30 protein-coding genes and 2 pseudogenes are annotated in these 26,331 nt (G+C 68.6%); 27 read left to right on the top strand and 5 right to left on the bottom strand.

Annotation, left to right across the window (positions count from 1 at the left end; genetic code table 11):
• The first annotated feature begins 131 nt into the window (after positions 1 to 131).
• From AC13CR_RS10245 to AC13CR_RS10205, 9 genes and pseudogenes are all read left to right on the top strand, one after another.
• Complete coding sequence (locus tag AC13CR_RS10245) at positions 132 to 338, top strand: DUF6511 domain-containing protein (RefSeq protein ID WP_184145989.1); 207 nt, start codon at positions 132 to 134, stop codon at positions 336 to 338.
• A complete protein-coding gene (locus tag AC13CR_RS10240) occupies positions 338 to 1,084 on the top strand; it encodes a hypothetical protein (protein ID WP_184145987.1) in 747 nt (248 codons plus the stop codon). The genes AC13CR_RS10245 and AC13CR_RS10240 overlap by 1 nt, the downstream gene beginning before the upstream one ends.
• A complete protein-coding gene (locus AC13CR_RS10235) occupies positions 1,045 to 3,438 on the top strand; it encodes a phage/plasmid primase, P4 family (RefSeq protein ID WP_482900813.1) in 2,394 nt (797 codons plus the stop codon). Before AC13CR_RS10240 ends, AC13CR_RS10235 begins: the two co-directional genes overlap by 40 nt.
• 145 nt (positions 3,439 to 3,583) lie before the next feature.
• A complete protein-coding gene (locus AC13CR_RS10230; RefSeq protein ID WP_083548826.1) occupies positions 3,584 to 4,072 on the top strand; it encodes a crossover junction endodeoxyribonuclease RuvC in 489 nt (162 codons plus the stop codon).
• Complete coding sequence (locus AC13CR_RS10225) at positions 4,069 to 4,269, top strand: hypothetical protein (protein ID WP_028720215.1); 201 nt, start codon at positions 4,069 to 4,071, stop codon at positions 4,267 to 4,269. The genes AC13CR_RS10230 and AC13CR_RS10225 overlap by 4 nt, the downstream gene beginning before the upstream one ends.
• Positions 4,262 to 4,642: a DUF6362 family protein gene (locus AC13CR_RS10220; protein WP_083548827.1), complete on the top strand. Its 381-nt coding sequence runs from the start codon at positions 4,262 to 4,264 to the stop codon at positions 4,640 to 4,642. The genes AC13CR_RS10225 and AC13CR_RS10220 overlap by 8 nt, the downstream gene beginning before the upstream one ends.
• Before the next feature lie 415 nt (positions 4,643 to 5,057).
• Positions 5,058 to 6,434, top strand: coding sequence for a site-specific DNA-methyltransferase (locus AC13CR_RS10215; protein WP_482900812.1), 1,377 nt, complete (start codon positions 5,058 to 5,060; stop codon positions 6,432 to 6,434).
• A pseudogene (locus tag AC13CR_RS10210) lies at positions 6,358 to 6,957 on the top strand (DNA cytosine methyltransferase); the annotation flags it as partial. The gene AC13CR_RS10215 and the pseudogene AC13CR_RS10210, both read left to right, overlap by 77 nt.
• Before the next feature lie 190 nt (positions 6,958 to 7,147).
• Entirely contained in the window at positions 7,148 to 7,603 is a 456-nt protein-coding gene (locus tag AC13CR_RS10205) for a hypothetical protein (RefSeq protein WP_482900833.1), read from the top strand.
• 410 nt (positions 7,604 to 8,013) lie between these two features.
• Here AC13CR_RS10205 and AC13CR_RS10200 read toward each other — a convergent pair whose 3' ends face one another.
• Positions 8,014 to 9,063: an IS110 family RNA-guided transposase gene (locus AC13CR_RS10200; RefSeq protein WP_482900811.1), complete on the bottom strand. Its 1,050-nt coding sequence runs from the start codon at positions 9,061 to 9,063 to the stop codon at positions 8,014 to 8,016.
• Between the two features lie 207 nt (positions 9,064 to 9,270).
• Here AC13CR_RS10200 and AC13CR_RS10195 point away from each other — a divergent pair, with 207 nt between their 5' ends.
• Positions 9,271 to 9,492 carry a DUF7220 family protein gene (locus AC13CR_RS10195; RefSeq protein WP_130989308.1) on the top strand — a complete coding sequence of 74 codons (222 nt, stop codon included), beginning with the start codon at positions 9,271 to 9,273 and terminating at the stop codon, positions 9,490 to 9,492.
• Here the strand turns inward: AC13CR_RS10195 and AC13CR_RS10190 are convergent.
• From AC13CR_RS10190 to AC13CR_RS10180, 3 genes are all read right to left on the bottom strand, one after another.
• Positions 9,489 to 9,935, bottom strand: coding sequence for a hypothetical protein (locus tag AC13CR_RS10190; protein ID WP_482900810.1), 447 nt, complete (start codon positions 9,933 to 9,935; stop codon positions 9,489 to 9,491). The two genes, AC13CR_RS10195 and AC13CR_RS10190, sit on opposite strands and share 4 nt — an antisense overlap.
• A 223-nt stretch (positions 9,936 to 10,158) precedes the next feature.
• Positions 10,159 to 10,722 carry a DUF3489 domain-containing protein gene (locus AC13CR_RS10185; protein ID WP_482900809.1) on the bottom strand — a complete coding sequence of 188 codons (564 nt, stop codon included), beginning with the start codon at positions 10,720 to 10,722 and terminating at the stop codon, positions 10,159 to 10,161.
• Positions 10,723 to 10,812: 90 nt separating this feature from the next.
• Complete coding sequence (locus AC13CR_RS10180) at positions 10,813 to 11,037, bottom strand: hypothetical protein (protein ID WP_482900808.1); 225 nt, start codon at positions 11,035 to 11,037, stop codon at positions 10,813 to 10,815.
• Between the two features lie 111 nt (positions 11,038 to 11,148).
• On the opposite strand from AC13CR_RS10180, the gene AC13CR_RS10175 reads away from it, so the two are divergent.
• The 8 genes from AC13CR_RS10175 to AC13CR_RS10140 all read left to right on the top strand — a co-directional run bounded on the left by AC13CR_RS10175 (position 11,149) and on the right by AC13CR_RS10140 (position 18,881).
• The gene (locus AC13CR_RS10175; protein ID WP_482900807.1) at positions 11,149 to 11,745 is read left to right on the top strand and encodes a hypothetical protein; all 597 of its coding nucleotides are present in this window, start codon (positions 11,149 to 11,151) and stop codon (positions 11,743 to 11,745) included.
• Positions 11,693 to 13,708 carry a phage terminase large subunit family protein gene (locus AC13CR_RS10170; protein ID WP_482900806.1) on the top strand — a complete coding sequence of 672 codons (2,016 nt, stop codon included), beginning with the start codon at positions 11,693 to 11,695 and terminating at the stop codon, positions 13,706 to 13,708. The genes AC13CR_RS10175 and AC13CR_RS10170 overlap by 53 nt, the downstream gene beginning before the upstream one ends.
• A 1-nt stretch (position 13,709) precedes the next feature.
• Positions 13,710 to 13,919 (top strand): phage head-tail joining protein, encoded by a 210-nt coding sequence (locus tag AC13CR_RS10165; RefSeq protein ID WP_028030714.1) that lies wholly within the window; start codon positions 13,710 to 13,712, stop codon positions 13,917 to 13,919.
• Positions 13,919 to 15,463, top strand: a complete 1,545-nt coding sequence (locus AC13CR_RS10160) for a phage portal protein (RefSeq protein WP_482900805.1) — start codon at positions 13,919 to 13,921, stop codon at positions 15,461 to 15,463. Before AC13CR_RS10165 ends, AC13CR_RS10160 begins: the two co-directional genes overlap by 1 nt.
• 5 nt (positions 15,464 to 15,468) lie before the next feature.
• The gene (locus AC13CR_RS10155; RefSeq protein ID WP_482900804.1) at positions 15,469 to 17,532 is read left to right on the top strand and encodes a prohead protease/major capsid protein fusion protein; all 2,064 of its coding nucleotides are present in this window, start codon (positions 15,469 to 15,471) and stop codon (positions 17,530 to 17,532) included.
• A gap of 76 nt (positions 17,533 to 17,608) precedes the next feature.
• Positions 17,609 to 17,944 carry a DUF2190 family protein gene (locus tag AC13CR_RS10150; RefSeq protein WP_183828752.1) on the top strand — a complete coding sequence of 112 codons (336 nt, stop codon included), beginning with the start codon at positions 17,609 to 17,611 and terminating at the stop codon, positions 17,942 to 17,944.
• Positions 17,944 to 18,255: a head-tail joining protein gene (locus AC13CR_RS10145; protein WP_183828748.1), complete on the top strand. Its 312-nt coding sequence runs from the start codon at positions 17,944 to 17,946 to the stop codon at positions 18,253 to 18,255. Before AC13CR_RS10150 ends, AC13CR_RS10145 begins: the two co-directional genes overlap by 1 nt.
• Complete coding sequence (locus AC13CR_RS10140; protein ID WP_482900725.1) at positions 18,252 to 18,881, top strand: DUF6441 family protein; 630 nt, start codon at positions 18,252 to 18,254, stop codon at positions 18,879 to 18,881. Before AC13CR_RS10145 ends, AC13CR_RS10140 begins: the two co-directional genes overlap by 4 nt.
• Here the strand turns inward: AC13CR_RS10140 and AC13CR_RS10135 are convergent.
• Positions 18,878 to 19,288 (bottom strand): hypothetical protein, encoded by a 411-nt coding sequence (locus AC13CR_RS10135; RefSeq protein WP_482900724.1) that lies wholly within the window; start codon positions 19,286 to 19,288, stop codon positions 18,878 to 18,880. The genes AC13CR_RS10140 and AC13CR_RS10135 overlap by 4 nt on opposite strands.
• A gap of 156 nt (positions 19,289 to 19,444) precedes the next feature.
• On the opposite strand from AC13CR_RS10135, the gene AC13CR_RS10130 reads away from it, so the two are divergent.
• The 9 genes and pseudogenes from AC13CR_RS10130 to AC13CR_RS10090 form a co-directional block, all read left to right on the top strand.
• Entirely contained in the window at positions 19,445 to 19,864 is a 420-nt protein-coding gene (locus AC13CR_RS10130; protein ID WP_482900723.1) for an acyl-CoA transferase, read from the top strand.
• Positions 19,865 to 19,888: 24 nt separating this feature from the next.
• Complete coding sequence (locus tag AC13CR_RS10125) at positions 19,889 to 20,830, top strand: phage tail tube protein (protein ID WP_482900722.1); 942 nt, start codon at positions 19,889 to 19,891, stop codon at positions 20,828 to 20,830.
• Entirely contained in the window at positions 20,830 to 21,267 is a 438-nt protein-coding gene (locus AC13CR_RS10120) for a hypothetical protein (RefSeq protein WP_482900721.1), read from the top strand. The genes AC13CR_RS10125 and AC13CR_RS10120 overlap by 1 nt, the downstream gene beginning before the upstream one ends.
• A gap of 83 nt (positions 21,268 to 21,350) precedes the next feature.
• Positions 21,351 to 21,494, top strand: coding sequence for a DUF7697 family protein (locus AC13CR_RS10115; RefSeq protein WP_482900720.1), 144 nt, complete (start codon positions 21,351 to 21,353; stop codon positions 21,492 to 21,494).
• On the top strand, positions 21,487 to 23,904 hold the full coding sequence (locus AC13CR_RS10110) for a phage tail tape measure C-terminal domain-containing protein (RefSeq protein WP_482900719.1): 2,418 nt from the start codon (positions 21,487 to 21,489) through the stop codon (positions 23,902 to 23,904). The genes AC13CR_RS10115 and AC13CR_RS10110 overlap by 8 nt, the downstream gene beginning before the upstream one ends.
• The gene (locus AC13CR_RS10105; RefSeq protein WP_482900718.1) at positions 23,904 to 24,530 is read left to right on the top strand and encodes a phage distal tail protein, Rcc01695 family; all 627 of its coding nucleotides are present in this window, start codon (positions 23,904 to 23,906) and stop codon (positions 24,528 to 24,530) included. The genes AC13CR_RS10110 and AC13CR_RS10105 overlap by 1 nt, the downstream gene beginning before the upstream one ends.
• A complete protein-coding gene (locus AC13CR_RS10100; RefSeq protein ID WP_482900717.1) occupies positions 24,527 to 25,411 on the top strand; it encodes a DUF2163 domain-containing protein in 885 nt (294 codons plus the stop codon). The genes AC13CR_RS10105 and AC13CR_RS10100 overlap by 4 nt, the downstream gene beginning before the upstream one ends.
• Positions 25,408 to 25,854 (top strand): NlpC/P60 family protein, encoded by a 447-nt coding sequence (locus AC13CR_RS10095; RefSeq protein ID WP_482900716.1) that lies wholly within the window; start codon positions 25,408 to 25,410, stop codon positions 25,852 to 25,854. Before AC13CR_RS10100 ends, AC13CR_RS10095 begins: the two co-directional genes overlap by 4 nt.
• A 9-nt stretch (positions 25,855 to 25,863) precedes the next feature.
• Positions 25,864 to 26,331 (top strand): annotated as a pseudogene (locus AC13CR_RS10090) (baseplate multidomain protein megatron); the annotation flags it as partial.

Below are 26,331 nucleotides of genomic sequence, written 5' to 3'. Positions count from 1 at the left end.
CCATCCGACAGTCCGCCACCCCCGCCGGTAGGTGAGGAGAGCATCTGGAGCTCTCCCATGAACAGCATCTACCCGGCGCGCCGCGCCATCCCGCATTCCCTCACGCCAGCGCCCACTAGCGGGGTCGGCGCATGATCGATCCAGACAAACGCGAACAGGCAGCCCTGCGCGCCGCCCTCCGCAACATGGCCGAACTGATGGCCGAGATCGGATGGACCACGCGGTTCGCCGATCTCAGCGAAGAACAGGCGCTCGCGCTCGCGACCGCCGCCGTCGACGGTTTCCAAGAGGCGATGCAGACCAGCGCGCCCCGGCCTGATCCGGAGGTGCCGTTCTGATGGACGCCGGTTTCGACTTCAACCATCGGGAGAAGCCGCCCAGTTTCGCGGACACCGTCAATGCCTGCATCGACACCGCCCTCGTGGCGGAACAGGCCGAACGTCCCCAACGCGACTATCTCGGAGGCAGTCGGCTGGGTGACATCTGCCAGCGCAGGCTGCAGTACGAATACCTGAAGACGCCGAAGGACCCGGGCGCCGGGTTCTCGGGCAAGTCCCTGCGGATCTTCGCGCTCGGGCACGTTCTCGAAGACCTGGCTATCGTCTGGCTGCGCAGGGCCGGGTTCGACCTTCGCACGCGCAATCGCCATGGCGATCAGTTCGGCTTCTCGGTCGTGGGCGGACGTGTGCAAGGCCATGCCGACGGGGTGGTCGTCGCCGCGCCGAACGGCATGGCGGTTCCTGCGCTCTGGGAGTGCAAATCGGCGAACGCCAAGAACTGGCGGGAAATCGCGAAGCACGGCGTCAGAAAGGCCAAGCCAGTCTACGCCGCGCAGATCGCGCTCTACCAGGCCTATCTCGGCCTGACCGAGGCGCCCGCGCTCTTCACGGCGATCAACAAGGACACGTGCGAGATCTGGCACGAACTGGTGCCGTTCGATGCCGCACTCGCCCAGTCCGCCAGCGACAAGGCGGTGACGATTCTGCGCGCCTGTGATGCGGGTGAACTTCTTCCCCGCCACACGGCCGACCCCGACCACTTCGAATGCCGCTTCTGTGCGTGGCGGGAACGCTGCTGGGCATGACGGTCCCGTCCGACACCATCGCGCCCGACGACGTCGCGCCCGACGCTGAAATGATCGCGATCTATGCCGACGTGGTGTTCGGCTACTGCGACGGCTGGGTGCCGGTCCGTGCGCTCGCAGAGAAAGGCGCGGGCGATGGCCCGCCGCATGTGCCCTTCATCGAAGCGGACGCCACGCTCGCCGCGAAACTCGCGCTTCAGGCGACATGGGCGAGCGACGCCGGCATGGCCTTGTTCGTGGCGCCCGGTACGGTTGCGGCTCCCGGCGACGCGCGGGCGGAGAGCATCGTCCAGACGCAGGTGGTGCTGGTCGATCTCGACCATGGCGACATCGGCGCGAAGCGCGACCACCTTGTGCAGCACCTCGGTTGCCCGACACTCGAGGTCGCATCCGGTGGTGTCACCGCCGAGGGCCAGCGCAAGCTGCACCTCTACTGGCGTCTGACCGAGCCCGCCGAAGGCGAAGACATCGCCACGGTCTGCCGCGCCCGGCACATGATCGCCGCGAAGGTCGGCGGCGACCCTTCGTTCCGGTCAGCGCACCAGCCGATCCGCGTGGCGGGATCGATCCACGCCAAACAGGGTCTTCGGCGGCTGGTGCAGATCCTGAACCACGATCCTCGCGATCACGACCTTGGCGAGCTGCTCGAGGCGATCATCGCGATGCCGCCGCTCGACGGCGAGAACGGGCTCGACTTCAACATGGCCGCGACCGAGCGCGGCAGCGTGACTGAGCTGTTCGGCCGCCAGGTTCGCGAAGGCGGCGTGGATGGCACCACGCGGTTCGACGCACTGTCGCGCGTAATCGGTTACTGGATCCGCCGTGCCCGCGAAGGCCACGTGCCGCGCGAACAGGCGTGGGAGGAAATCGTCTCCTACAACATGGCCCGCGTTGCCCCTCCCTGGCCGGAGGATCGGCTGCGCGAGGAAGCCGAACGCCTCTGGAAACGCGACGCCGCACGCAACGGCGAGATCGATGACGAGGATGACGGTCCCGATGGCGGCGGCCCAGCTGGCGGGGGGCATGATGGGCCGGTGCCGGTGCGCTTCACCGAGGATGCGCTCGCCGCAGCCTTCGCAGCCCGACACGCCGAGACATGGCGCTACGTCGCCGGCTGGGGGCAATGGCTGACCTGGTCGGGCAAGCTCTGGCGGCGAGAGGAGACGCTGCAGGCCTTCGATCTGGCCCGGATGATCTGCCGCGAGGCGGCGGCCCGTGCCGGGTCTGCGCGGCTCAAGGCGAAGCTTTCCAGCGCCGCGACCGTCTCCGCCGTGGAGCGGCTTGCCCGTTCCGACCGCCGCCACGCAACCACGACGGAGCCGTGGGATCGCGATCCCTGGCTGTTGAACACGCCCGGCGGTGTGGTCGATTTGCGCAGCGGCGCCTCGCTGCTCCACGACCCCGGCCTCTTCATGACCCGCATTGCCGGGGCATCGGTCGCAGACGCCTGTCCGGTCTGGCTCGGGTTTCTCGAAACCGTCACGGGCGGGGATGGCGAACTGCAGTCCTACCTGCAGCGCATGGCGGGCTACTGCCTGACCGGCGTCACCACCGAGCATGCCCTTTTCTTTCTCTACGGCACCGGCGCCAATGGGAAATCCGTTTTCGCCAACACCCTGACCGCCATCCTTGGCGACTACGCCACCGTCGCGCCAATGGACATGTTCATGGCCACGCAGGGTGATCGCCACCCGACCGACATGGCGGGCCTGCGCGGGGCGCGCATCGTCACGTCCATCGAAACGGAACAGGGCAGCCGCTGGGCCGAGAGCAAACTCAAGGCGCTGACCGGGGGCGACAAGATCACGGCCCGCTTCATGCGGCAGGATTTCTTCGAGTTCATCCCGCAGTTCAAGCTGCTGATCGTCGGCAACCACAAGCCTTCAATCCGCAACGTCGACGAGGCGATGAAGCGGCGCCTGCACATGGTGCCGTTCACGGTCACCATCCCGCCCGCACGGCGCGACAAGCACCTGGCCGATAGGCTGCTCGCCGAACGCGACGGGATCCTCGCATGGGCGCTCGAGGGCTGCATCGAATGGCAGCGGACAGGGCTGCGCCCTCCGCCCGCCGTGATGGCTGCGACTGAGGATTACTTCGAGGCCGAGGACGCCATCGGTCGCTGGATCGACGAGCGCTGCTCTGTCGGGTTGCACCTCAGCGCCAGCACCTCCGCGATGTTCGCCGACTGGAAGGCGTGGGCCGATGCGAACGGCGAGTTCGCAGGCTCGGTCAAGCGCTTCTCGGAAGCCCTGATCGTCCGGGGATTCGAGCGTCACAACACCCGCGCCGCGAAGGGATTCCGGGGCATCGCCCTCGATGACAGCAACTCTGACCTTTTCTCGGGAGAATAGGAAAATGCCAATGAATTCAGAGAGTGTGACGGATGTGACGGATCATACCTATAAGACCGTTACGCGCGCGCATGTGCGCGCCTGTGGAGCGGATAGGGAACCATCCGTCACATCCGTCACACCCGTCACCAACCCTCCGGTTCGGATGGAGGACGGTGGCGGACTGCTTCCCTGCATCCTCGCGCTCGACCTCGGCACCTCGACCGGCTGGGCGATCCGCGGCCACGATGGTCTGATCACCAGTGGGACCGTCTCGCTGCGCCCGGGCCGCTTCGACGGCGGCGGCATGCGCTACCTGCGCTTCACCAACTGGCTGACCGAGATCGACCAGCTGTCCGGTCCGGTCGCCGCGATCTGGTTCGAGGAAGTCCGCCGTCACGCCGGCACCGACGCGAGCCACATCTACGGCGGGCTCATGGCCACGCTGACCGCATGGGCCGAGCTGCGGGGTGTGCCCTACGAGGGCGTCCCGGTCGGCACGATCAAGCGCCATGCCGCTGGCAAGGGCAACGCCGACAAGGCCGCGATGATCGCCGCCGTCCGCGCCCGCGGTTTCAGCCCGGCCGACGACAATGAGGCCGACGCCATCGCCCTGCTGCTCTGGGCGATCGAGACGAAGGGAGGTGTCGCATGAGGTGGCACCCCCACGGCTACGGCGGCCGGCGCCGGGATCCCGAACAGGTCAAGCGCGAGGGCTGGCAGGAACAGGGCGTCCTCGCGGTCTCCGCCGATGACGACCGTCTCACCTGGCCCGAGCGTGAACTGGTCCGCCAGCTCGGCGAGAAGCTCTACGGCCCGCGCCCGTCCGACAGGGAGGCGCGCCATGGCTGATCGCGAATGGACCGCCGACTGCGTCGCCGATCATTTCGAGGAGGCGTTCCGCACCCTGCGCCAGCTGCCGCCGGTGAAGGCGCAGGGCTACTTCAACACCTGGCCCGACATCGTGCGGACCAGCCGCGAGATCGCGGCGATGGAGCCGCAGCCGATGCGGGTCTGGCCCTCGGCCGCCGCCATCACCCGGCTCGAGCAGACCTTCGACTGGGTGCTCTGGATCGAGGAGGCGGAGCGCAAGCTCGTCTGGTCCCGCGCGGCCCGTGTGCCGTGGAAGCAGATCAGCGGCGAGCTCGGCTGCGACCGCACCACCGCGTGGCGTCGCTGGCAACTGGCGCTGACCAAGATCGCCGCGCGCCTGAATGCGCAGTGACTCCAATGTGTTGCAACACTTTTTCTTTCGACATCTGCAACATGATCGTGCTATTCCGAAGGCAAGATGGGGAGAGTGCGCTGGAAAGCTCGCTCTCCCTTTTGCGTTGACGGCGGCCTTCTGGACCCCGGCATCCAGCAAGGGTCCGACCGGGGTCCAGCCCACGACAGTTTCCGGTTCCTTCCTGGCGACATTCGTATGCTGGCGGGCGAAGCGCGGGACATCGCCAGCGACAGGGCCGGATTTTTGGGAAGCCACCCGGAAGCCAGATCCACCTGACCGCGCACGAAACCCAATAAACACTGGCCCTTGGGCTGGACACCCCGGACGCCGCTGGACCCCGCATGGAGTCCAGCGTGGCATCCGGTGTCCGGAATCCGGCCAGCATCCACCCGACCGAGGAACCTTGCCCACCATGACGCTGAGCTTCGCCCCGGACGCCGTCGAGACGTGGCCGCTGGCCAGGCTCCAGCCCTACGCGAAGAATGCGAAAGCCCACGGGCCGGACCAGGTCGCGAAGATCGCTGCCAGCATGGCCGAGTTCGGCTGGACCGTGCCGTGCCTCGTGGCCGAGGACGGCGAGCTGATCGCGGGCCACGGGCGCGTGCTGGCCGCGACGCAGCTCGGGCTGACCGAGGCGCCGGTAATCGTGCTCGGGCATCTGACCGAGGCGCAGCGACGGGCGTACCGGATCGCGGACAACAAGCTGACCGAACTCGGCACCTGGGACGAGGCGCTGCTGTCGGCGGAACTGAACGACCTGCTGGCTGAGGATTTCGACCTGTCGCTGGTCGGGTTCTCCGACGGCGAGCTCGACAAGCTGCTGGCCTTCGTGCCGGAGGGGGACGGGGAAGAAGGTGGCGCCGGGGGCTCCATGCCGCCGGTGACCATCCCCGAACCGCCGCGCAACCCGGCTTCGCGCACCGGCGATCTGTGGATCCTCGGCGATCACCGTCTGCTTTGCGGTGACAGCACCAGCGCCGCGGATGTGCGCCGCCTGATGAATGGCGAGCGGGCGATCCTGTTTGCGACCGACCCGCCATACCTTGTCGACTACGACGGCTCGAACCATCCGACCCGGAACAAGGACTGGTCAGCGTCCTACGGCACCACGTGGGACGACAGTTCGCAGGGCGCGGAACTCTACGACGGTTTCATCGCGGCGGCCGTGGCCGAGGCCATCGCCGAGGACGCCGCCTGGTACTGCTGGCACGCGTCCCGCCGCCAGGCGATGCTGGAGGCTTGCTGGGAAAAGGCGGGGGCGTTCGTGCACCAGCAGATCATCTGGGTGAAGGACCGCGGGGTTCTGACCCGGTCGCACTACCTGTGGAAGCACGAGCCCTGTTTCATGGGCTGGCGGCGTCCGAACCGCCCGCCGAAGGTGGCCGAGGAAACGCTGCCTTCGACATGGGCGCTGCCCAGCTTTGCCAAGGATGAGCGACCCGACCATCCAACCCCGAAGCCCCTCGACGCTTTTGGCATCCCGATGCGGCAGCATGTGGCACGGGGTGGCCTCTGCTATGAGCCCTTCTCGGGGTCAGGCTCGCAGATCATGGCGGGCGAGGCCAATGGCCGCCGCGTGTTCGCGATGGAAATCAGCCCCGCCTATGTCGATGTGGCCGTGGAGCGCTGGCAGGCCGAGACCGGGCGCGACGCGATCCTCGATGGCGATGGTCGGACCTTCGCTGAGGTGAGGACCGAGCGGCTGGGCGACGATGCCAAAGCCCCCGCCGATCCCCCGGCAACGGACGCCGCCCCCGAACCCGCGCGCAAGCGCCAGACCGCCGCGTGACATGCATGACCTGGCTTTACCTTCCTCCGGAGACGCTTCCGGAGCCGGAGACGCATGCCTCTTCGGCCTCTCCCTCTGCTCCGGCGCGGGCGGGCTCGACCTCGGGCTCGCCATCGCTCTCCCCGGATATCGTGCTGTGGGCCATGTCGAACGGGAGACCTTCGCCGCAGCCACTCTCGTGGCGCGGATGGAAGACGCGTCCCTGGATCAGGCTGTTGTCTGGGACGACGTTGCCACCTTCGACGGCCGCCCGTGGCGCGGCGCGGTGGATATCGTCACTGCGGGCTATCCGTGCCAGCCGTTCTCCGTCGCGGGCAAACGCCGGGGCGCGGAGGATCCGCGCCACCTCTGGCCGCATGTCGCCCGCATCATCGGCGAGGTCCGGCCGCCCTTCGTGTTCCTCGAGAATGTCGCCCATCATCTCCGCCTCGGCTTCCCCGAAGTCGCCGCAGGACTGGTCGATATGGGCTACCGCCTTGCGGCAGGCCTCTTCACGGCGGCGGAAGTCGGTGCGCCCCACAAGCGTGAGCGGCTGTTCATCCTCGCCATCCGCGAGGGGGACGAGCTGGCCGACGCCGCGCGCCTGCTCTGGCACCCGGTCGAGTGGCGGAAACCGGACGGAACTGCTGAGGCTCTGGCCGACGCCGAGGGCCAGCGCCAACGAGAACCGGCAGACGAAGCCAACGCCGTCGCAGGCAGCGGGTCAGCACGGCATGAACCTCGCGACGACGGCCGCGATGTGGCCGACGCCGCAGACCGACAGCTTTCGCAGCAGGGGTGGCGCGCGGAGGGACGAGAAGGGTCTGGACCAGCTGGCGCGGGACTGGCCGACGCCGATGGCGAACGACGGCTGCAAACCGAGTGCTGGCAATCGCAAGGCGGCCGATCTGACCCACACCGCTGCCATGTGGATGACGCCCACCGCGCGGGATCACAAGGATGGGGCCACGACTTTGGCGAACACGCCGGTCAACGGCCTTCTTGGCCGCCAGGTCCTGGTGACGCCGATGGCTGGGATCAATACCTCCGATGCGCGCCGGACCTTGAACCCGCTGTTCGTCGAGGCGCTGATGGGCTGGCCCACCGGGTGGACCGGCTTCGCCTCTGTGGCAACGGAGTGGTCCCACTGGTTGCAGCGCATGCGCTGCGAACTCTCGCGGCTTCCATAATGGGGCGATCCTAGTCAAGCGCCATGGCGCAGCATGAGACAGGCGCGAAACGGAGGTTTGTTCGCGGGACATAGGCGTTGGCGGCGCGGAGACATGACGGATCGGAGCGGTGCCAACGCCGGGCCGATCCCATGAGTTCTGTGCGGTCCGGCTTTTGGCCTGACGCTCTCAGGATGCCGATCTGTCGTTCCTGATCCGGGATGTTGCTTCCATCCGAGGTCGACGCCGGGGGGCCGCCTCTCCATGCCTGGTTCAAGTGCGATTCCCGCGTGCCAATCTGAACTGCGCTCTTGGACAGCGTCCGGATGCAAGCCGCGAGGCGGCATCGTCGGGAACCGCGTCCCGGTCGGGACTTCGGCAAGCCATGGCGTCCGTGCCTGGCCTGTTCCTCCTGTGCTACGGAATGGACGTCAGCAGGCCCGCGGCGCCATCGCGGCCATGGCCTCATCGCGGGTGAAACGGAATTCCGTCCCATCCCGCCACATACGATGCAGCACCACGCCGATCCGCCGCGCCAGTGCGACGGTGGCGCGCTTCCTGCCGCGGCGTTCGGCGACTCTGAGCGCCCAGGCCTTGAGCCAGCTCGGCGCGCTGCGGCACAGCACCGCGTTCGCCGCCTGATAGAGCGCCGTGCGCAAGGCAGCGTCTCCGGCGCGCGTGATCTGGCCGACGACATCGCGTTCGCCTGACTGGTTGCGCCGCGGGGTCAGGCCCGCCCAAGGGCCGATATCCTTCGATGAGCGGAAACGCTCGGGATCATCCACCGCCGACCGCATGGTCAGGGCCACGACCGCGCCGACACCCGGCATCGTCATCATCAATCGGCAGTCAGGATCGGACTTGGCCAGATCGCGCAGCAGCTTTTCCAGCCCGGCGAGTTCCTTGCGCAATTCCTCACGAGCGCACAGGACGGGCGCGGCGGCGCGTTCCAGCATCAGGTTGCCGTCGACCAGTTCGCGGACGCGGGCCTCGAAGCGGACCTTCGTCACCGCACCCATCTTGAGGCCGAAATTGCGCAGCACCCCGCGCAGCGAAAGCTCGAGGTCGATCAGCGCCTGCTGGAGCATCTTGCGCGCGCTCAGAACCGCCCGCATCTCCTGCGCGGAGACCGACTTGCAATGGACCGGCCGGAACCAGCCCATCTGCAGAAGCCGGGCGATGCCTTCCGCGTCCCGTCGATCGGTCTTGATCGGCATCGCTTTCAGCGCGCCCTTCACTTGCCGGGTCTCCAGCAGAACGACCGGGAAACCCGCCTCGGACATGTGCCGATGCAGCCACTGCGAGAGGGGACCGGCTTCAAGACCGACCGCTACGACGTTGCCGGGAAGCGCGCGCATGGCGGCGATCAGCGGCTCCGGTTCGCTGTCGACCTTCGCCTCCTTCACCACCTTGCCATGCGCATTCAGGGCGCAAAGCGCCGTGCTTGCCAGAGACACATCAAGAGCAATAAACAGATCCATGTCGTTGTCCTTCTTCCTGACCAGGGAATTGGGGCGCGCCTCATGGCCCGACCCCGTCGACACGCCAGCCGTGTCAGGGACAACGACACCTCAACTTCCGCCAGCCATCAAGACGCCGAACTCCGCATCAGGATGCCGAAGCGTTGCCGACTCGCGCCAAGCCCCATTACGGCATCTGAACTGCTGGCCGATGGATGAGGCAGCGGCGTGAAGCAGTCCCGCCTCATGTCGCTGGTCGAATCCGTCGCCAACGTGATCGTCGGCTACGGCGTTGCGGTCGTCACGCAAATCCTGATCTTCCCGGTCTTCGGGCTGCACACGACGCTGGCGCAGAACCTGAAGATGGGTGCGGTGTTCACCGTGGTGAGCATCGCGCGGTCCTACGTCCTGCGGCGTCTGTTCGAGGCGATCCGGATGCGGGGCGACTAGATGGAGTAGCTGCCGAAGGGCTTTCCGAACTTCTCAACGCCCGACTTGCCCAGCAACGTCAGCTTGTTGTGCAGCTTGTGCCCGGGAGATGCGTTTCGGGCCTCGCGAGCCCAGACCTTGGCGTCAATTTCCCAGACATCGAAGTTCGTTCCGTCCGGGGTGAAAGCACAGAGAACGACATCGATCCGCTCGAGAAGAGTGTTGAGACATCCCCATTGGGTGTTGCGTCCCTTCGCCGTGCGCAGCGTAGCTCGCCGACCGTCAGGTAGTTTGAGTTCTGTTGCAACAGGGCTGACGAGGTCGCCGATTTTGCTCGCAAGTGCCCGGCCAGCTGAGATGCCAAACTCATACCCCTCGCGGCCGGTGAACTCGTCCTGTCCGCCACCCGGCTTGGAGGGTTTCGTCGATACGACCTTGGGAGCCTTCGGCAGAAATTCGTCCAAGGCACGAGCGGCAACGGATGCAGCCGATAGACTAGGGTTCTGAGTCAAGAATTCGCCGAGACGGGATGCCAGATTGGGATCCAGTCTAACCGTGATCGAGTCTACCATGCGCGCCACCATTCAAGAGGGTTGATGCATCCATCTTGCAGGCCAACGATAGGATTCGTCAAGAGGTATGATTCATACCCCTTGACGTGTCGTGCTTCCACGAAGCTGCGTCCAATCAAGCGATGCGGTAGACCCGCCCCCGATCCTCGACCTTCTCCGAGGTCACTTCGAGCCCGAGCTTCTTCTTCAGCGCCCCGGCCATCGCGCCGCGCACCGTGTGCGACTGCCAGCCCGTCGCGACCATGATCTCCTCGATGGTCGCGCCGTCCGGCGCGCGCAGCATGGCGATCAGCGTGGCCTGCTTGGTGCCCTTGCGCGGCGTGCGCGCCTTGGGCGCGGCTGCCGCCTCGGTGGGGGTGTCCGTCGCGGGCTCTCCGATCGGCGCCTCGTTGGCGCCCGCAGGCGCGTCCGCGCCCTCGGTCTCGATGCCGATGGCGGCGAGACCCGCGTCGGTGGCGACCAGCGTGACGCCGTGGCCGTCGCCGGTCTCGCGCCAGACGGGTTCGCCCTTGCGCATGTCCGCGTCGACCTCCTGCAGGAAGCCCTTGGCGAGCATCGCGCCGACCACCTTGGCGGCGGCGCCGCCGCGCAGGCTCTCGGGCAGCGGCAAGGCGATGTGCTCGGGCCGCTGGGCGGCGGTGCGCAGGATCAGGGCTTGGGTGTCGGAAAGCTTGTTCATCGTCGTCTCCCGTATCGGGGCGCGCGGGATGCGGGCCCTTCTACGAGGTCGAGCCCGCCAGTCGGCGGGCGGGACCGGGAGCGGGTCGTGTCACTCGGCGTGTTCGCCTTCATTGAAGGCCATGTCGGTGATCTCGCGAAGCTTGGCGCGGTAGTGGTTCAGGGTGCCGACATGGCCCCAGTTGATCTCGTCTGGGCTGGTCTCGAAATGGTCCGCGCTGAGGGCGGCGAGCCGCTCCAGCATCGCGTCGATCTCGAACTTGGCGGCGAGGAAGGCGTCGAGGGCTTTCGTGTTGTCGGTAACGCGGCGGGTCATCGTGGTGGCTCCGTGGTGAGTTGCATCGCTTCGTTGGGGTGACGTTCGCTCCGTCGCGGAGGCTTATCAACTCGATAAGCACATGATCTTGAACGATAATCGGAGCCGTCGATGCAGGGCATGAGCGAGCGCCAGTACGCCGCCCATGTCGGGCTGTCGCGGGGCGCGATCCAGAAGGCGAAGTCGGCCGAACGGCTGGTCCTCTATCCCGATGGCAGCATCAACGCGGCGGCCAGCGACGCGCGGCGGGCGGAAACGACGGACCCGTCCAAGACCCGGAAACCGCATGCGCCGAAGCTGAAGCCTGTCCCCGAGGCGGCGGTGGCCGCTGTCGGCGACACGCTGCGCGAACAGGGGCTGGCGGTCCCGCCGGTCGGCGGCGGCACGACCTTCCTGCAGGCGAAGACCGCGAACGAGGTGCTGAAGGCGCAGGAGCGGCGCATCCGTCTCCAGAAGCTGAAGGGGGAACTGATCGAGCGGGCCCGCGCGCTGGCGCTGGTGTTTCGGCTGGCGCGGGAGGAACGGGACGCATGGGTGACCTGGCCTGCGCGCGCGGCGGCGCTGATGGCGGCCGAGCTCTCCGCCTCGTGCCGCGACGCCACGGGCCAGCAGATCACCGTGGAGCCGGCCGTGATGCAGAAGGTCCTGGAGAAACATGTACGCGCCCACCTCGACGAACTCGCCGAGGTCCGGCCCGACTTCCGGTGAGCATGGTGATGATCTTGGCGGCCTGACGGAGTTCGACGGCGCGGGCGAGATCCTGCGCGCCTGGGGCAGCGGGCTGCGGCCCGACGCGGACCTGACCGTCTCGGAATGGGCGGACCGGCACCGGATGCTTTCGGGCCGCGCCTCGGCCGAACCGGGGCGGTATCGGACGGTGCGCACGCCCTACATGCGCGAGATCATGGACCGGCTGTCGCCCGGCGATCCCACGCAGCGGATCGTGTTCATGAAGGCGGCGCAGGTCGGGGCGACCGAGGCCGGGAACAACTGGATCGGGTTCGCCATCCACCAGGCGCCGGGCCCGATGCTCGCGGTCCAGCCGACGGTGGAACTGGCCAAGCGCAACTCGCGCCAGCGGATCGACCCGCTGATCGACGAGAGCCCGGAGCTGCGGGAGCGGGTGAAGCCCGCGCGCTCGCGCGATGCCGGCAACACGATGCTGTCGAAGGAATTCGCGGGCGGCATCCTGATCATGACCGGGGCGAACTCGGCGGTCGGGCTGCGCTCGACCCCGGCGCGGTACATCTTCCTCGACGAGGTCGACGCCTATCCGGCCTCGGCCGACGAGGAAGGCGATCCGGTCACACTGGCCGAGGCCCGGTCGCTGACCTTCGCGCATCGGCGCAAGGTGTTCCTGGTCTCGACGCCTACAATCCGCGGGCTCTCCCGCATCGAGCGGGAATACGAGGCATCCGACCAGCGTCGGTTCTTCGTGCCGTGCCCGCACTGTGGCCATGCGCAATGGCTCAAGTTCGAACGGCTGCGCTGGCAGAAGGGTCGTCCGGAGACGGCGGAATATCACTGCGAGGGCTGCGAGACGGCCATCGCGGAACACCACAAGTCGGCGATGCTGGAGGGCGGCGAGTGGCGGGCGACCGCCACGGCCGCCGATCCGACGACGGTTGGGTATCACCTCTCGGCGCTCTATTCGCCGATCGGCTGGCTGAGCTGGGAGCGGATCGTGCGGGCATGGGACGCGGCTCAGGGGTCGGACGAGGCGATCAAGGCGTTCCGCAACACGATCCTCGGCGAGACCTGGGTCGAGACCGGCGAAGCGCCGGACTGGCAGCGGCTCTACGACCGGCGCGAGCGCTGGATATCCGGCACCGTGCCAGCGGGCGGGCTGTTCCTGACCGCCGGGGCCGACGTGCAGAAGGACAGGATCGAGATCGATGTCTGGGCCTGGGGTCGCGGGCTGGAAAGCTGGCTCGTCGATCACGTCGTCATCGAGGGCGGGCCCGACCGGCACGACGCCTGGTCGGAACTGACCGCGTTGCTCGACCGAAGCTGGCCGCACGAACGCGGCGCGTATCTGCGGATCGCGCGGCTCGCCATCGACACCGGCTACGAGGCCCCAGCGGTCTATTCCTGGTCACGGGCGCAGGGCTTCGCGCAGGTGTCGCCGGTCAAGGGCGTCGAGGGCTTCAACCGCTCGAGCCCGGTCTCGGGGCCGACCTTCGTCGATGCGACCGAGGGCGGCAAACGCCTGCGGCGCGGGGCGCGGCTCTGGACCGTGGCTGTGTCGACCTTCAAGGCCGAGACCTATCGCTTCCTGCGGCTGGCGCGGCCCACCGACGAGGAGATGGCCGACGGGGCGGCATTCCCGCCCGGCTCGGTGCATCTGCCGCACTGGGTCGAGAACGAATGGCTCAAGCAGTTCGTGGCAGAGCAGCTGGTGACGGTGCGCACGAAGCGCGGCTTCGCCCGGCTGGAATGGCAGAAGCTGCGCGAGCGCAACGAGGCGCTGGATTGCCGGGTCTATGCCCGCGCCGCCGCCTGGATCGCGGGCGCGGACCGCTGGCCCGACGAGAAATGGCGCGACCTCGAGGATCAGCTCGGGGCGGCGCCAACGGAAATGGATGGCGCAGGGCGGGTCAACCGACCGCAATCCGCACCCCAAGGAAAGCGGCAGTCGGACTGGCTGGGCCGACGCGGAGGATGGTTCTGACATGACCGACTGGACGGAAACCGAGCTCTCGGCGCTGCGCCGGGCCTATGCCAGCGGCACGACCCGGGTCAGCTATGACGGCAAGTCCGTCGATTACGGCTCTGCAGAGGATCTGCTCGCCCGCATCCGGACCATCGAGCGCGCCATCGCGGGAACGACACGGCCGTTGCCGGTCGCCGGGCTCGCGGGCTTCTCGCGTGGGGACCGGTGATGTCGGCGACCTGGTTCGACCACGCCATCGCGACGGTGGCCCCGCGCATGGCCGCGCGCCGCGTGATGGCGCGTCAGGCGTTCGAGACCCTGACGCGGGGCTACGACGGGGCCGCGCGCGGACGGCGGACCGAGGGCTGGCGCGCGCCGGGATCCTCGGCCGACACCGAGATCGGCGTGGCCGGGGCGCTATTGCGCGACCGGATGCGCGATCTGGTCCGCAACAACCCGCATGCGGCCAAGGCCGTGGCGGTGCTGGTGAACAACATCATCGGCGCAGGCATCATGCCGCGCGCCGCCAGTGGCGACGACAAGCTCGACCGCAAGGTGGACGCGCTCTTCGAACGCTGGACGGCGGAGTGCGATGCCGACGGCCAGCTCGACTTCTACGGCCTGCAGACGCTGATCTGCCGCGAGATGGTCGAGGCGGGCGAAGTCTTGGTGCGCCGCCGCCAGCGGCGGGCCAGCGACGGTCTACCTGTGCCGCTGCAATTGCAGGTGCTGGAGGCCGACTTCCTCGACGCGACGAAATCCGGCGTCCTTGGTGGTGCTCGGCTGGTGCAGGGGATCGAGTTCGACCCGGTCGGCAAGCGCCGGGCCTATTGGCTCCATGCCGAGCACCCGGGCGACGCCTACGGGGCCTTGCAGAACGGCCTGCAGAGCCGCCCGGTCCCCGCGACCGAGATCGCCCATGTCTACGAGAAGCAGCGCACGCAGGCGCGCGGCGTTCCCTGGGGCGCGCCGGTGATCCGGTCCTTGCGCGATCTCGACGACTACGAGGTTGCCGAACTGGTCCGCAAGAAGACCGAGGCCTGCGTCACGGCCATCGTCTTCGGAGACGACGAGGCGCAACAGGGCATTGCGCCCTCCGTGGTCGATGCCGATGGCAACCGGGTCGAGCAGTTCGAGCCGGGGCTGATCGCCTATGCGCGCGGCGGCAAGGACATCCGGTTCAACCAGCCCGCCGCCACCGGCGGCTACGGCGAATACAAGCGCGCCAGTCTGCACACGATCTCGGCGGGCTTCCGGGTGCCCTACGAGCTGCTGACCGGCGATCTCAGCCAGGTCAACTATTCCTCGATCCGGGCGGGGCTCGTGGAGTTCCGCCGGATGATCGACGCCGTGCAGTGGCAGCTCTTCATCCCGATGTTCTGCGCACCGGTCTGGCGCTGGTTCACGGAAGCCGCTTGGGCGGCGGGCCAGATCCCGTCGCCCATCGTGCCGGTCGAATGGTCGCCGCCGAAGTTCGAGGCGGTCGATCCGCAGAAGGACGCCATGGCGAACCTGCTGTCGATCCGGTCGGGCACCATGACGCTGGCCGAGGTGATCGCGCGGCAAGGCCGCAACCCCGATGCCGTCCTGGCCGAGATCGCTGCGACCAACGCCAAGCTCGATGCGCTGGGGCTTGTGCTCGACAGCGATCCGCGTCGCGTCACCAAGACCGGCAGCGCGCAGACCGGCGATCCGGCGGCCGATCCCGCCGCCGACGACCCCTCCGCCGAAGCGGATGAAACCGACCCGGCGCAAGCCGACCAACAGGACTGACCTTCATGGACACGATGATCGAACTGCCGGCCATGCGCCGGTCGGCGGAGCTTGCGCCGAACACGGCCGATGCCGACAGCCGCACCGTCGAGGTGGTCTGGTCGGCCGGGGCCCGCGTGCGCCGCGCCACCTTCTTCGGCGAACCCTATGACGAGGAACTGAGCCTCGACCCCGCCCATGTCCGCCTCGACCGGCTGAACGCGGGCGCGCCGTTCCTGAAGGTGCACGAGCTCGACACGCTCGACGCGGTGATCGGCTCGGTCGTGCCGGGCTCTGCCCGGATCGAGAACGGCCGCGGGATCGCCCTGGTGCGGATCAGCGAACGTGCCGATGTCGAGCCAATCTGGCGCGACATCCAGGCCGGGCACATCCGCGCGGTCTCCATCGGCTACCAGGTCCACCGCTTCGAGGTCTCGAAGCCGGAAGCCGCCCGCGAACTCTGGCGCGCGGTGGACTGGACCCCCTTCGAGGTCTCCGCCGTCGCGGTCGGCGCCGACCCCGCTGCCGGTTTCCGCGCCCAGCATCCCCTTCACGACTGCGTCCTTCACCGCCGGGACGCCCCCACACCGCAAGGAGCATCCCCGATGACGGACAAGACCGAGACCCCGGCGAGCGACGCCGCAATTCCCGCCACCCCCCAGCCGACCGAGCCGGTCGAAACCGAGGACACCGCCATGACCGAGCCGAAACCGGCTGCGCCGGACCCGAAGGTCGCAGCAGCGGAAACCCGCACGCAGCCGAAGCTTCAGAATACGGAGGCCTCCGCCGCGCCCGACACCGAAGCGGTCGCCACCCGCGCCCGCGAGGCCGAGCGTGACCGCGTCTCCACCATCTACGATCTGGCCGGCCGCCTGAACCTCGAGCGCAGCTTCGCCGAGGACCTGGTCAAGCGCGGCGTCAGCGTGGACGAGTCCCGCCGCCTGATCCTCGACCAGGTCGCCGCGAAGTCGGACGAGACCCGGACCTTCGGCAATGTCTCTGTCCCCCTCGGCGGCCGCGACGAGCGCATCACCCGCCGCGACGCGGTGGCCAACGCGCTGCTGCACCGCTACAGCCCGACGCTGTTCCAGTTGGAGGATGCCGCGCGGCAGTATCGCGGCATGACGCTGCTGGAACTCGCCCGCGAAAGCCTCGGCAACGCCGGGGTGAACACGCGGGGGCTCTCGCGCGACGAGGTGGCGACGCGCGCGCTGCATTCCACCTCGGACTTCCCCGAGATCCTGTCGGCCGTCACCAACAAGACGCTCCGGCAGGCCTACGAGGCCTATCCCCGCACCTTCATGCTGTTCTGCCGCCAGGTGCTCGCCACCGACTTCAAGTCCATGCACCGAGTCCAACTCGGCGAAGCGCCGCAACTGCTGGAAGTTGGCGAGAGCGGCGAGTTCAAGCGCGGCACGCTCGGGGAGTCGAAGGAGAGCTACAAGGTCAAGACCTATGGCCGGGTGGTCGCGATCACCCGCCAGACGCTGATCAACGACGATCTCGACGCCTTCACCCGGATCCCGGCCATGTACGGCAATTCCATCGCTCAGCTGGAGTCGGACGTGGTCTGGGGGATCATCACCGCCAACCCGGCGATGGCCGACGGCAACGCGCTGTTCCACACCACCCACAAGAACCTCGCGGGAACCGGCGCGGCGCTCGACGTGAGCAGCGTCGGCGCGGCCCGTGCCGCCATGGCCAAGCAGACGGGGCTCGACAAGAAGACCGTGCTGAACGTCCGGCCCGCCTTCCTGATCGTTCCCGCCTCGCTCGAACTGAAGGCCGAGCAGCTGGTCGCCCAGAACCTCGTGCCCGCCGCGACCTCCAGCGTGGTGCCGCAGTCGATCCGGACGCTGGCGCCGATCAGCGAGCCCCGGCTCGACGCCGCCAGCGAGACCGCCTGGTATCTGGCGGCCAGCCCGAACCAGATCGACACCATCGAGTACGCCTATCTCGAGGGCCAGCAGGGCGCCTACATCGAGACGCGCAACGGCTTCGACGTCGACGGCGTCGAGATCAAGTGCCGCCTCGACTTCGGCGCCAAGGCCATCGACTGGCGCGGCCTCTACAAGAACCCGGGCGCGTAAAGCGCACCCATCCTGAACCCTGACACGCGGGCGGTCCTGATGGGCCGCCCTTCGTCTTTCCACGAGGATCACGTCCATGAAAAACTACGTCCAGCCCGGCAACACCATCACCCTGACCGCGCCCTATGCTGTCGCCTCCGGCGATGGTCTGCTCGTCGGCTCCATCTTCGGCATCGCCGCCGGAGCGGCCGCCCTCGGCGAGCCCGTCGAGACCGCGCTCGTCGGCGTCTTCGACATCACCAAGGTCGGCTCGCAGGCCTGGACCGTCGGCGCCAGGGTCTATTGGGACGACACCAACAAGCGCACCACGACCGTCGCGACTGACAACACGCTCATCGGCGTGGCCGTCGAGGCGGTGGCGAGCGGCGCGGGCGACACCATCGGACGGGTCCGCCTGAACGCGGCCTTCTGATGAGCGCCTTCGCCGCTGCCGTGGGCGCGCTCTTCGCCGATCCGAACATCGGCCGGGACGCGGTCTACATCGCCGACGGCGGCGCGCCCGTGCTGGTGCGCGTTGTCGCCCGGCGCGCTGACGCGATCACGGACTTCGGCGACGCGCGGCTCTGGTCCGAGACCACCAGGATCGACCTGCGCGTGGCCGAGGTTGCGACCCCGCGCCCCGGCGACCGTATCGAGATCGATGGCGACGCCTTCCTCATCCAGGGCGAGCCCGTCCGCGACCGCGAGCGGCTGGTCTGGACCGTGGATCTGAGGCCCGCGTGAAACTCAAGCTCGACATCGATCCCGACATCGTCGCGATGATGGCGGCCGAAGTTGCGGCGGGCGAGCGCGCTGTGACGGCCGCCATGCGCGAGGCCGGGACCGGGCTGAAGACGGCGTGGCGGCTGCAGATCACCGGCGCGGGACTCGGCACACGGCTTGCCAACTCGATCCGGAGCCAGAACTTCCCGAGGTCGGGCGAAAGCCTGGAAGCCGCGGCACTGGTCTGGTCCAAGGCTCCGGTCATCGTCGGCGCGCATGACACCGGCCCGCTGATCCGCTCGAAAAACGGGTTCTGGCTCGCGATACCGTTGCCCGCGGCGGGCAAATCCCTGCGCGGCGGCCGCATCACGCCCGGCGAGTGGGAGCGGCGACGCGGGCTGCGCCTGCGCTTCGTCTATCGCCGCACGGGCCCAAGCCTGCTGGTGGCTGAGGGACGGCTGAACACCAAGGGCCAGGCAGTGGTGTCGCGCTCGAAGACCGGGCGCGGCAAGGTCACCGCCCCGATCTTTCTGCTGGTGCCACAGGTCAAGCTGCCGAAGCGGCTGGACCTCGCGCGGGATGCAGACAGGGCGTTGGACGGTGTGCCGGGGCTGATCGTGGCGAATTGGGTGGATCAGCGGATCTAACGCAACCCATGCATCACATCCTCGCATTCCGCCCGAATGTTTTTAGCGCCCACAGCTGACGACCAATCAGCCCAGCCAATATGCGCCAGCCCGGTCGCCTGCCTCTTCTTCTCGTAGAGTTCCCGAGCGACGAGCTTGGGGAGCATGACCGCATCGTAGAGGGCATAGTTGCGGTGCCACCGAACCGCCGCGAACCAATCCGCCTTGTCGAGATTGTGCTGCTTCAACGAAACGCGGGGGTAAGGGCCATCGGTGCCGAGGATCCGCGATTTAACTTCAATGAGGCCAAATTGCGGGGAGCGAACATCGGATCCGCGGTTGTTGCCGCCAATCACCTCGCCGCCGGTTGCAATCGCGACCAGGAGTTCAGCCAAGATTTCGTGGCTGATCTTGTCATAGCGGGCCATGCATTTCGCCGTCTGAAGAATGTTCCAAATCTCTCGCGCGTCTTGGGCCGCATGATCCTGTTTTTCGGACAAGAAACCATCTCCAACGCTCTCGTTTGAAGCTGCTGAATAGGCGGAGCGCGAAGAGCTCGCAACGCATCTCCAAGGGTTTTCCGCATGCCCACGCCTCGCGAAACCATCCTCTCCGCGCTGCACGCGCGGCTCTCGGCGCTGCCTGCCACCGCCCTGCGCGGCGAGGTGCTGCCCGAACGCGTTCCGACCGAAGGCCTGCTGATCCTGCGCGACGGCGAGCCCGGAGAACCGGAAGTCACGCTGTCGCCGCTGCGCTACCACTATCAGCACCGCGCCGAGATCGAGGCGGTCGTTCAGGGCGCCGCCCGTGACGCCGCCTTCGACACGCTGACCGCCAGCATCGGCGCGGCGCTCGCCGCCGACCGCACGTTGGGCGGCCTTTGCGACTGGGTGGAGGCGGAAGCGCCGCGGCCCGTCGATCTGCCGGTCGAGGGCGGGGCTGGCCTGAAGGCGGCGGTGATCACGGTGGTGCTACACTATTCCATAGCCGACCAGCTGGCCTGACCCCGACAACCCGAGGAGACGAACATGGCACGAGCCCAGGGGGCGCGGGCGCTGATGGCGCTTGCGTTCGAGACGACCTATGGAACGCCGCCCGTGAGCGGCTTCACCCGCATGCCGTTCGCCAGCACCTCGCTCGGTGCGGAGCAGCCGCTGCTGAACTCGGAGCTTCTCGGCTACGGCCGCGATCCGCTGGCGCCGATCAAGGACGCGGTCACGGCGGACGGCGATGTCGTAGTGCCGCTGGATGCCGAGGCCTTCGGCTTCTGGCTGAAGGCGGCGTTCGGGGCGCCGACAACCATCGGTGCGGAAGCGCCCTACACCCACGAGTTCCAGTCGGGGTCCTGGTCGCTGCCCAGCATGTCGATCGAGACCGGCATGCCGGAGGTCCCGCGCTACGCGATGTACTCGGGCTGCGTGCTCGACCAGATCGCCTGGCAGATGCAGCGCTCCGGCCTGCTGACCGCCACGGCGCGGCTGGTGGCACAGGGCGAGACGGTCGGGACCACGACGAGCGCGGGGACACCGGCCGCACTGGAGCTGAAGCGCTTCGGCCATTTCAACGGGGCGATCACGCGGAACGGCACCGCGCTCGGCAATGTGGTCTCGGCCGAGATCACCTATGCCAACAACCTCGACCGGATCGAGACCATCCGCTCGGACGGGCGCATCGACGGGGCTGACCCCTCCATCGCCGCGCTGACCGGCCGGATCGAGGTACGCTTCGCCGACCAGACGTTGGTGACGCAGGCCATCAACGGCGAGGCCTGCGAGATGGAATTCGCCTACGTCCTGCCGTCCGGCGAGAGCTTCACCTTCACCGTGCACGCCGTCTACCTGCCGCGCCCCCGGATCGAGATTTCCGGGCCGCAGGGCGTGCAGGCGACCTTCGACTGGCAGGCGGCGCGCGACAGCGTCGTCGGCCGGATGTGCACCGCCACCCTAGTGAACGACGTGGAGACGTATTGATGCTGACGCTTGATCTGACGAACGCGCCGCGCTGGCATGATCTCGCGCCCGGCGTGCGGGTGCAGCTGCGCCCGCTGACCACGGCGCTGATGGTGGCGACCCGCAGTGATCCCGGCGTCGAGGCGGTACCGGAGGAGGCTGCCGACGAGGAGCGCGCCGTTGCCTTCGCCAAGGCGCTGGCCCGCCGCGCGGTCCTTGCCTGGGACGGCATCGGCGACGCGGGCGGCAACTCCATCGATCCCAGCCCCGAGGCCATCGACGCGCTGCTCGATGTCTGGCCGATCTTCGAGGCCTTCCAGCTGACCTACGTCTCGAAGGGCCTGCTGCTGGAACAGGAAAAAAACGTCTCCGCGCTCTCGCCGAATGGTCCTTCGGCGGGGGCGAGCGCTACTGCGAAGCCTGCGCGCAAGCCTGCCCGGACTGCCCGGCGCGGCTGAACCGTCCGGAAACTCCGGAGGGTTGGCAGGTCTGGGACCTCGTCGGCCGCCTCGGCGGCCAGCTGCGTGTCCTGCCTGGCGCGGTGATCGGCTGGGACATGTCGGCAGCGCTGGCACTCGGTGATGCCCTCGGTGTGCCGCCGCTCGCCATGGCCGAACTGCTGCCCGTCATCGAGGCGGTGGTGGTGGCCAAACTCAACGAACAGATGGATCACTCCCATGGCTGAGAAGAGGGTCAGCGTCCGCCTCGCGGCCGTGGGCGGACGGCAAGTGCGCGCCGAGTTGGAAGGTGTCGGCGAGGCAGGCGCGCGCGGCTTTGGGCGGCTCAGCCGCGAGATGGAAGCGGCCAACGCCCGGCTCGCCGGTTTCGCGCGCCGGGTGCGCGTGGCGGCTGCAGCTGCGGTCGCTGCCGCCACGGCGGCGGGCGTCGCCATGGTCCGCTCCGGTCTGCAGACCGTCGATGCGCAGGCCAAGCTGGCGCAGTCCCTCGGCACCACCGTCGCCTCGATCCAGACGCTGGAGCGCGCGGGCGAACTGGCCGGCGTCTCCATGTCCGGCATCGAGCAGGCGACCAAGGACCTCACGCGCCGTCTCAGCCAGGCGGCCGCCGGCAGCGGTCCTGCGGTGCAGGCGCTCGATCGGTTGGGGCTCTCGGCGTCCGACCTGTTGACCCTGCCGCTCGACGAACGCGTCGGCGCGATCAACGCCGCCATCGAGGATTTCGTGCCCGCCGCCGAGCGCGCGGCGGTCGCGGGGCAGCTCTTCGGCGAGGAAGGCTCCATCGCCATGAGCCGGATCGACACCGCGACGCTGCGCCAGGCGACCGAGGACGTCCTCGCCTTCGGGGTCGTCGTCTCCGAGCAGGACGCCGACCAGATCGAGCGCACGAACGATGCGATCTCTCGGCTCGGGCTGATCTGGCGCGGGCTGTCGAACCAGCTGGCCGTCGCCGCCGCGCCTGCGCTGGAGGCCGTTGCCGATGCAATGGCGTCGGTCGCCAGCCGCACCGGGCCGCTCGGCATCGCGATCCGCGGGCTTTTCGACAACATCGGCCGCCTCACAACCTATGCCGCCACCTTCTCGGCGTTTCTCGCGGGCCGCTGGGTGGCTGGCATGGCCGCCGCGGCGCTCTCCGTCCGCGGTCTCGCCACGGCGCTGGTCGTCCTGCGCGGCGCCCTGATCCGCACCGGCATCGGCGCGCTCATCGTCGGCGCCGGCGAGCTCGTCTACCAGTTCACCCGCCTCGTCTCCGGTGCCGGCGGATTCGGTGAGGCCATGTCGCTCCTGAAGGACGTGGCCATCGAGGTCTGGGAGCGGATCCGCATGGGCGCCGCAGCGGCCGGGGCCGCGGCAACGGCGATGTTCTTCGACCTGAAGGCGGACGCCGCCTCGGGCATGCAGAGCGCCATCGAGAGCGTCGTCGGCTTCGGCAACACCGCAGCGAACACCTTCGAGGGCGCCTACGAGGCGATCAAGGCGATCTGGGGCCTGCTGCCCGCCGCCATCGGCGATCTGGCGTTCCAGGCGGCGAACAGTCTGGTCGATGGCGTCGAGGCGATGCTGAACGGCGTGGTCTCGCGCATCAACGGCTTCATTGGCGGGATCAATGCCGGCCTCGAAGCCCTCGGGTCGGAACGGCGCATCTCGCTGGTGCCGGACCTCGACCTCGGCGAGATCGAGAACCGCTTCGAGGGCGCGGCCAGTGCTGCCACGACGGCGGCACAGGCGGCCTTCGACCGGGCCTTCGAGGACAACCCGCTCACCGCGCCCGATCTTGGACTGACCGAGGCGGCGAACCGCGCGCTCGAGTCCGCGAACCTCTATCGCGGCGCCGCGCGCGATCTGGCCGACGGCGCCCGCGCCCCACTGGAAAGCTGGCAGGCCCTGCGCGATGCGGTGCGCGGCACCGACGAGGCCAGTGCCGATGCGCTGTCCGAGGCCACGGGTGCTGCCGAGCGGCTGGAGACGGCGCTCGGCGATGCAGGTCGCGCCGCGACAGGTGCAGGCGCGGCGGCCGGGGCTGCCGCCGCTGCGGCGGAGCCCGACACCGAGGCCGCCGTCACCGGTTGGCGGGCGGTCACAACGGCGCTGTCGGACTACGCCAGCAAGGCGCGCGAGATCGGCGGCGATATCGGCCAGAGTCTGGTCGGCGCTTTCCAGTCGGCCGAGAACGCAGTCGGCCAGTTCGTGCGGACCGGCAAGCTGAACTTTCGCGACCTCGTCACCTCGCTGCTCGCCGATCTCGCCCAGCTCGCGGCGCGCCGGTTTATCCTCGGGCCGATCGCCAATGCCCTATCCGGCGTGTTCTCCGGCGCGGGCGGCATCTTCGCGAACGTCCTGCATGCGGGCGGGATGGTCGGCTCGGCTGGGCCCTCGCGGATGGTCCCGGCAATGGCCTTCGCCGCCGCGCCCCGGATGCACGGTGGCGGCATGGCGGGGCTACGCCACGACGAGGTGCCCGCGATCCTGCAGCGCGGCGAGCGGGTGCTGTCGCGGCGTGAGGCGCAGGCCTACGGCGCGGGCGGCGGGGTCAACGTCACCATCATGGCGCGCGACGCCGAAAGCTTCCGGCAGTCCCGCACACAGGTCGCCGCCGACATCGCCCGTGCGGTCTCGCTCGGGCGGAGGGGCATGTGATGGCGTTCCACGAGGTCCGGTTTCCCGACAATATCAGCCGCGGCGCGCGCGGCGGGCCAGAGCGGCGCACCCAGATCATCGAGCTCGCCTCGGGCGACGAGGAGAGGAACGCCAGCTGGGCCAACTCGCGCCGCCGCTACGATGTCGCCTACGGCATCCGCCGCGCGGACGATCTGGCGGCCGTCGTGGCTTTCTTCGAGGCGCGGAACGGGCGGCTGCATGGTTTCCGCTTCAAGGACTGGGGCGACCACAAATCCTGTCTGCCTTCAGGAACGCCATCGCCGACCGATCAGGCCATCGGCACCGGAGACGGCACAACGACCGCATTCCAGCTGGCCAAGCGCTACGCCTCGGGCGCGCAATCCTGGACGCGCGCCATCGCCAAGCCGGTGGCGGGCACCGTGCGCATCGCGCTCGGCGGGGTCGAGCAGCCCTCCGGCTGGTCGGTCGACACCACCACCGGCGTCGTCACCTTCGGCGCCGCACCGGGCGCTGGCGTTGCGATCACCGCGGGGTTCGAGTTCGACGTGCCGGTCCGCTTCGACACCGACGCGCTCGACGTAACGCTCGACCTCGAGCGGCTCGGTTCGATCACCTCCATTCCGCTGCTGGAACTGCGCCGATGAAGACCCTCGCTCCAGCCCTGCAAGCCCATCTCGACGTGGGCACGACGACGCTCGCCTGGTGCTGGCGGATCGCCCGCGCCGATGGCGTCACCTTCGGCTTCACCGACCATGACCGGACGCTGAGCTTCGACGGCACCGACTTCGAGCCCGAGAGCGGGCTGACGGCCTCCGAGGTGCGGTCGGGCTCGGACCTGTCCGTCGATGCGCAGGATGCGGAAGGCGTGCTGACCTCCGACCGCATCACCGAGACCGACATCCTTGATGGGCGCTGGGACAGTGCGGAGGTCGAGGTCTGGCGGGTGAACTGGGCGGACACGAGCCAGCGCGTACTCATGCGCCGGGGCGCCATCGGCCAGATCCGGCGCGGGCGGCTGGCCTTCGTCGCCGAGGTGCGCTCGCTGGCCCATGTGCTGGGCCAGACGGTCGGGCGGACGTTCCAGGCGACCTGCGATGCCGCTCTCGGCGATGCGCGCTGCGGCGTCGATCTGGAGGGCTCGGCCTTCAAGGGCGACGGTGCCGTCATCGATCTCCTGCGGGATCGCGCGTTCACTGCCTCGGGGCTCAGCGGGTTCGAAGCCGGCTGGTTCACGTTTGGCACCGTCGAATGGACGAGCGGTGCGAACGCGGGCCGGCGCACCGAGGTGCTGGGCCATGACGTCGCGGATGGCATCGCCGTGCTGACCCTGCTCGAAGCGTCGGTGCGCGCGATCGCCGAGGGTGACGCCTTCACCATCCGCGCGGGCTGCGACAAGCGCATGGAGACCTGCGGGGCCAAGTTCGCGAACACCGTCAACTTCCGCGGCTTCCCGCACATCCCCGGTCAGGATGCCGTGCTGCGCTACGCCACAAAGGACGGCGGGCACGAGGGCGGCGTGCTGTGACGCAGTGCCTCGCATCAGCCGACCCGGTGCACGTCATCGCCATCGCTCGGTCCTGGCTCGGCACGCCGTACCATGACCAGGCGAGCCTGCGCGGTGTCGGCTGCGACTGCCTCGGGCTGGCCCGGGGCGTCTGGCGCGAGGTCGTCGGCCCGGAGCCGTTCCCGATCCCGCCTTACAGCCGCGACTGGGGCGAGACCGGCCCGCGCGAGGTGCTGGCCGAGGGTGCGCGCCGAATGATGATCGAAGTGGAACCGGGGGCGGCCGGTCCCGGCGCGCTGGTCCTCTTCCGCATGAAGTCCCGCGCCATCGCCAAGCATGTCGGGATCCTCACCGGCCCCGACACTTTCCTCCACGCCTATGAGCGGCTCGGCGTGATCGAGGAACCGCTCAACAACGCCTGGCGGCGGCGCATCGCCTTCGCCTTCCTGTTCCCGCAACGCTGAGACCCCGACATGGCAACGCTTGTCCTCGGTGCCGCTGGCGCCGCCATTGGCGGCAGCATCGGCGGCGCGATCCTCGGCGTGAGCGCCGCGACCATCGGCGGGTTCATCGGCTCCACCATCGGCTCGGTCGTCGACAGCTGGATCATCTCATCGCTGGCGCCCACCCAGCGCATCGAGGGCGCGCGGCTCGACACGCTGCGCATCACCTCGGCCACCGAGGGCGCAGTCATCCCGCGGCTCTATGGCCGGATGCGCATGGGCGGCAACATCATCTGGGCGACCGATTTCCGCGAGGAAACGAAGACCACTACTCAAGGCGGCGGCAAGGGCGGCGGGGGCGGCAAGGTCAAGACCACTGAATATCTCTACTACGCCTCATTCGCGGTGGCGCTCTGCGAAGGGCCGATCACCGGCATCGGCCGCATCTGGGCCGACGGCAAGCCGATGGACCTCTCCGGCGTCACCTGGCGCTGGTAT

It is taken from the genome of Paracoccus sp. L-17 (assembly GCF_056857655.1).
Note: the sequence above shows the minus strand (reverse complement) of the source record. Positions and strands in the feature narration are given on the sequence as shown.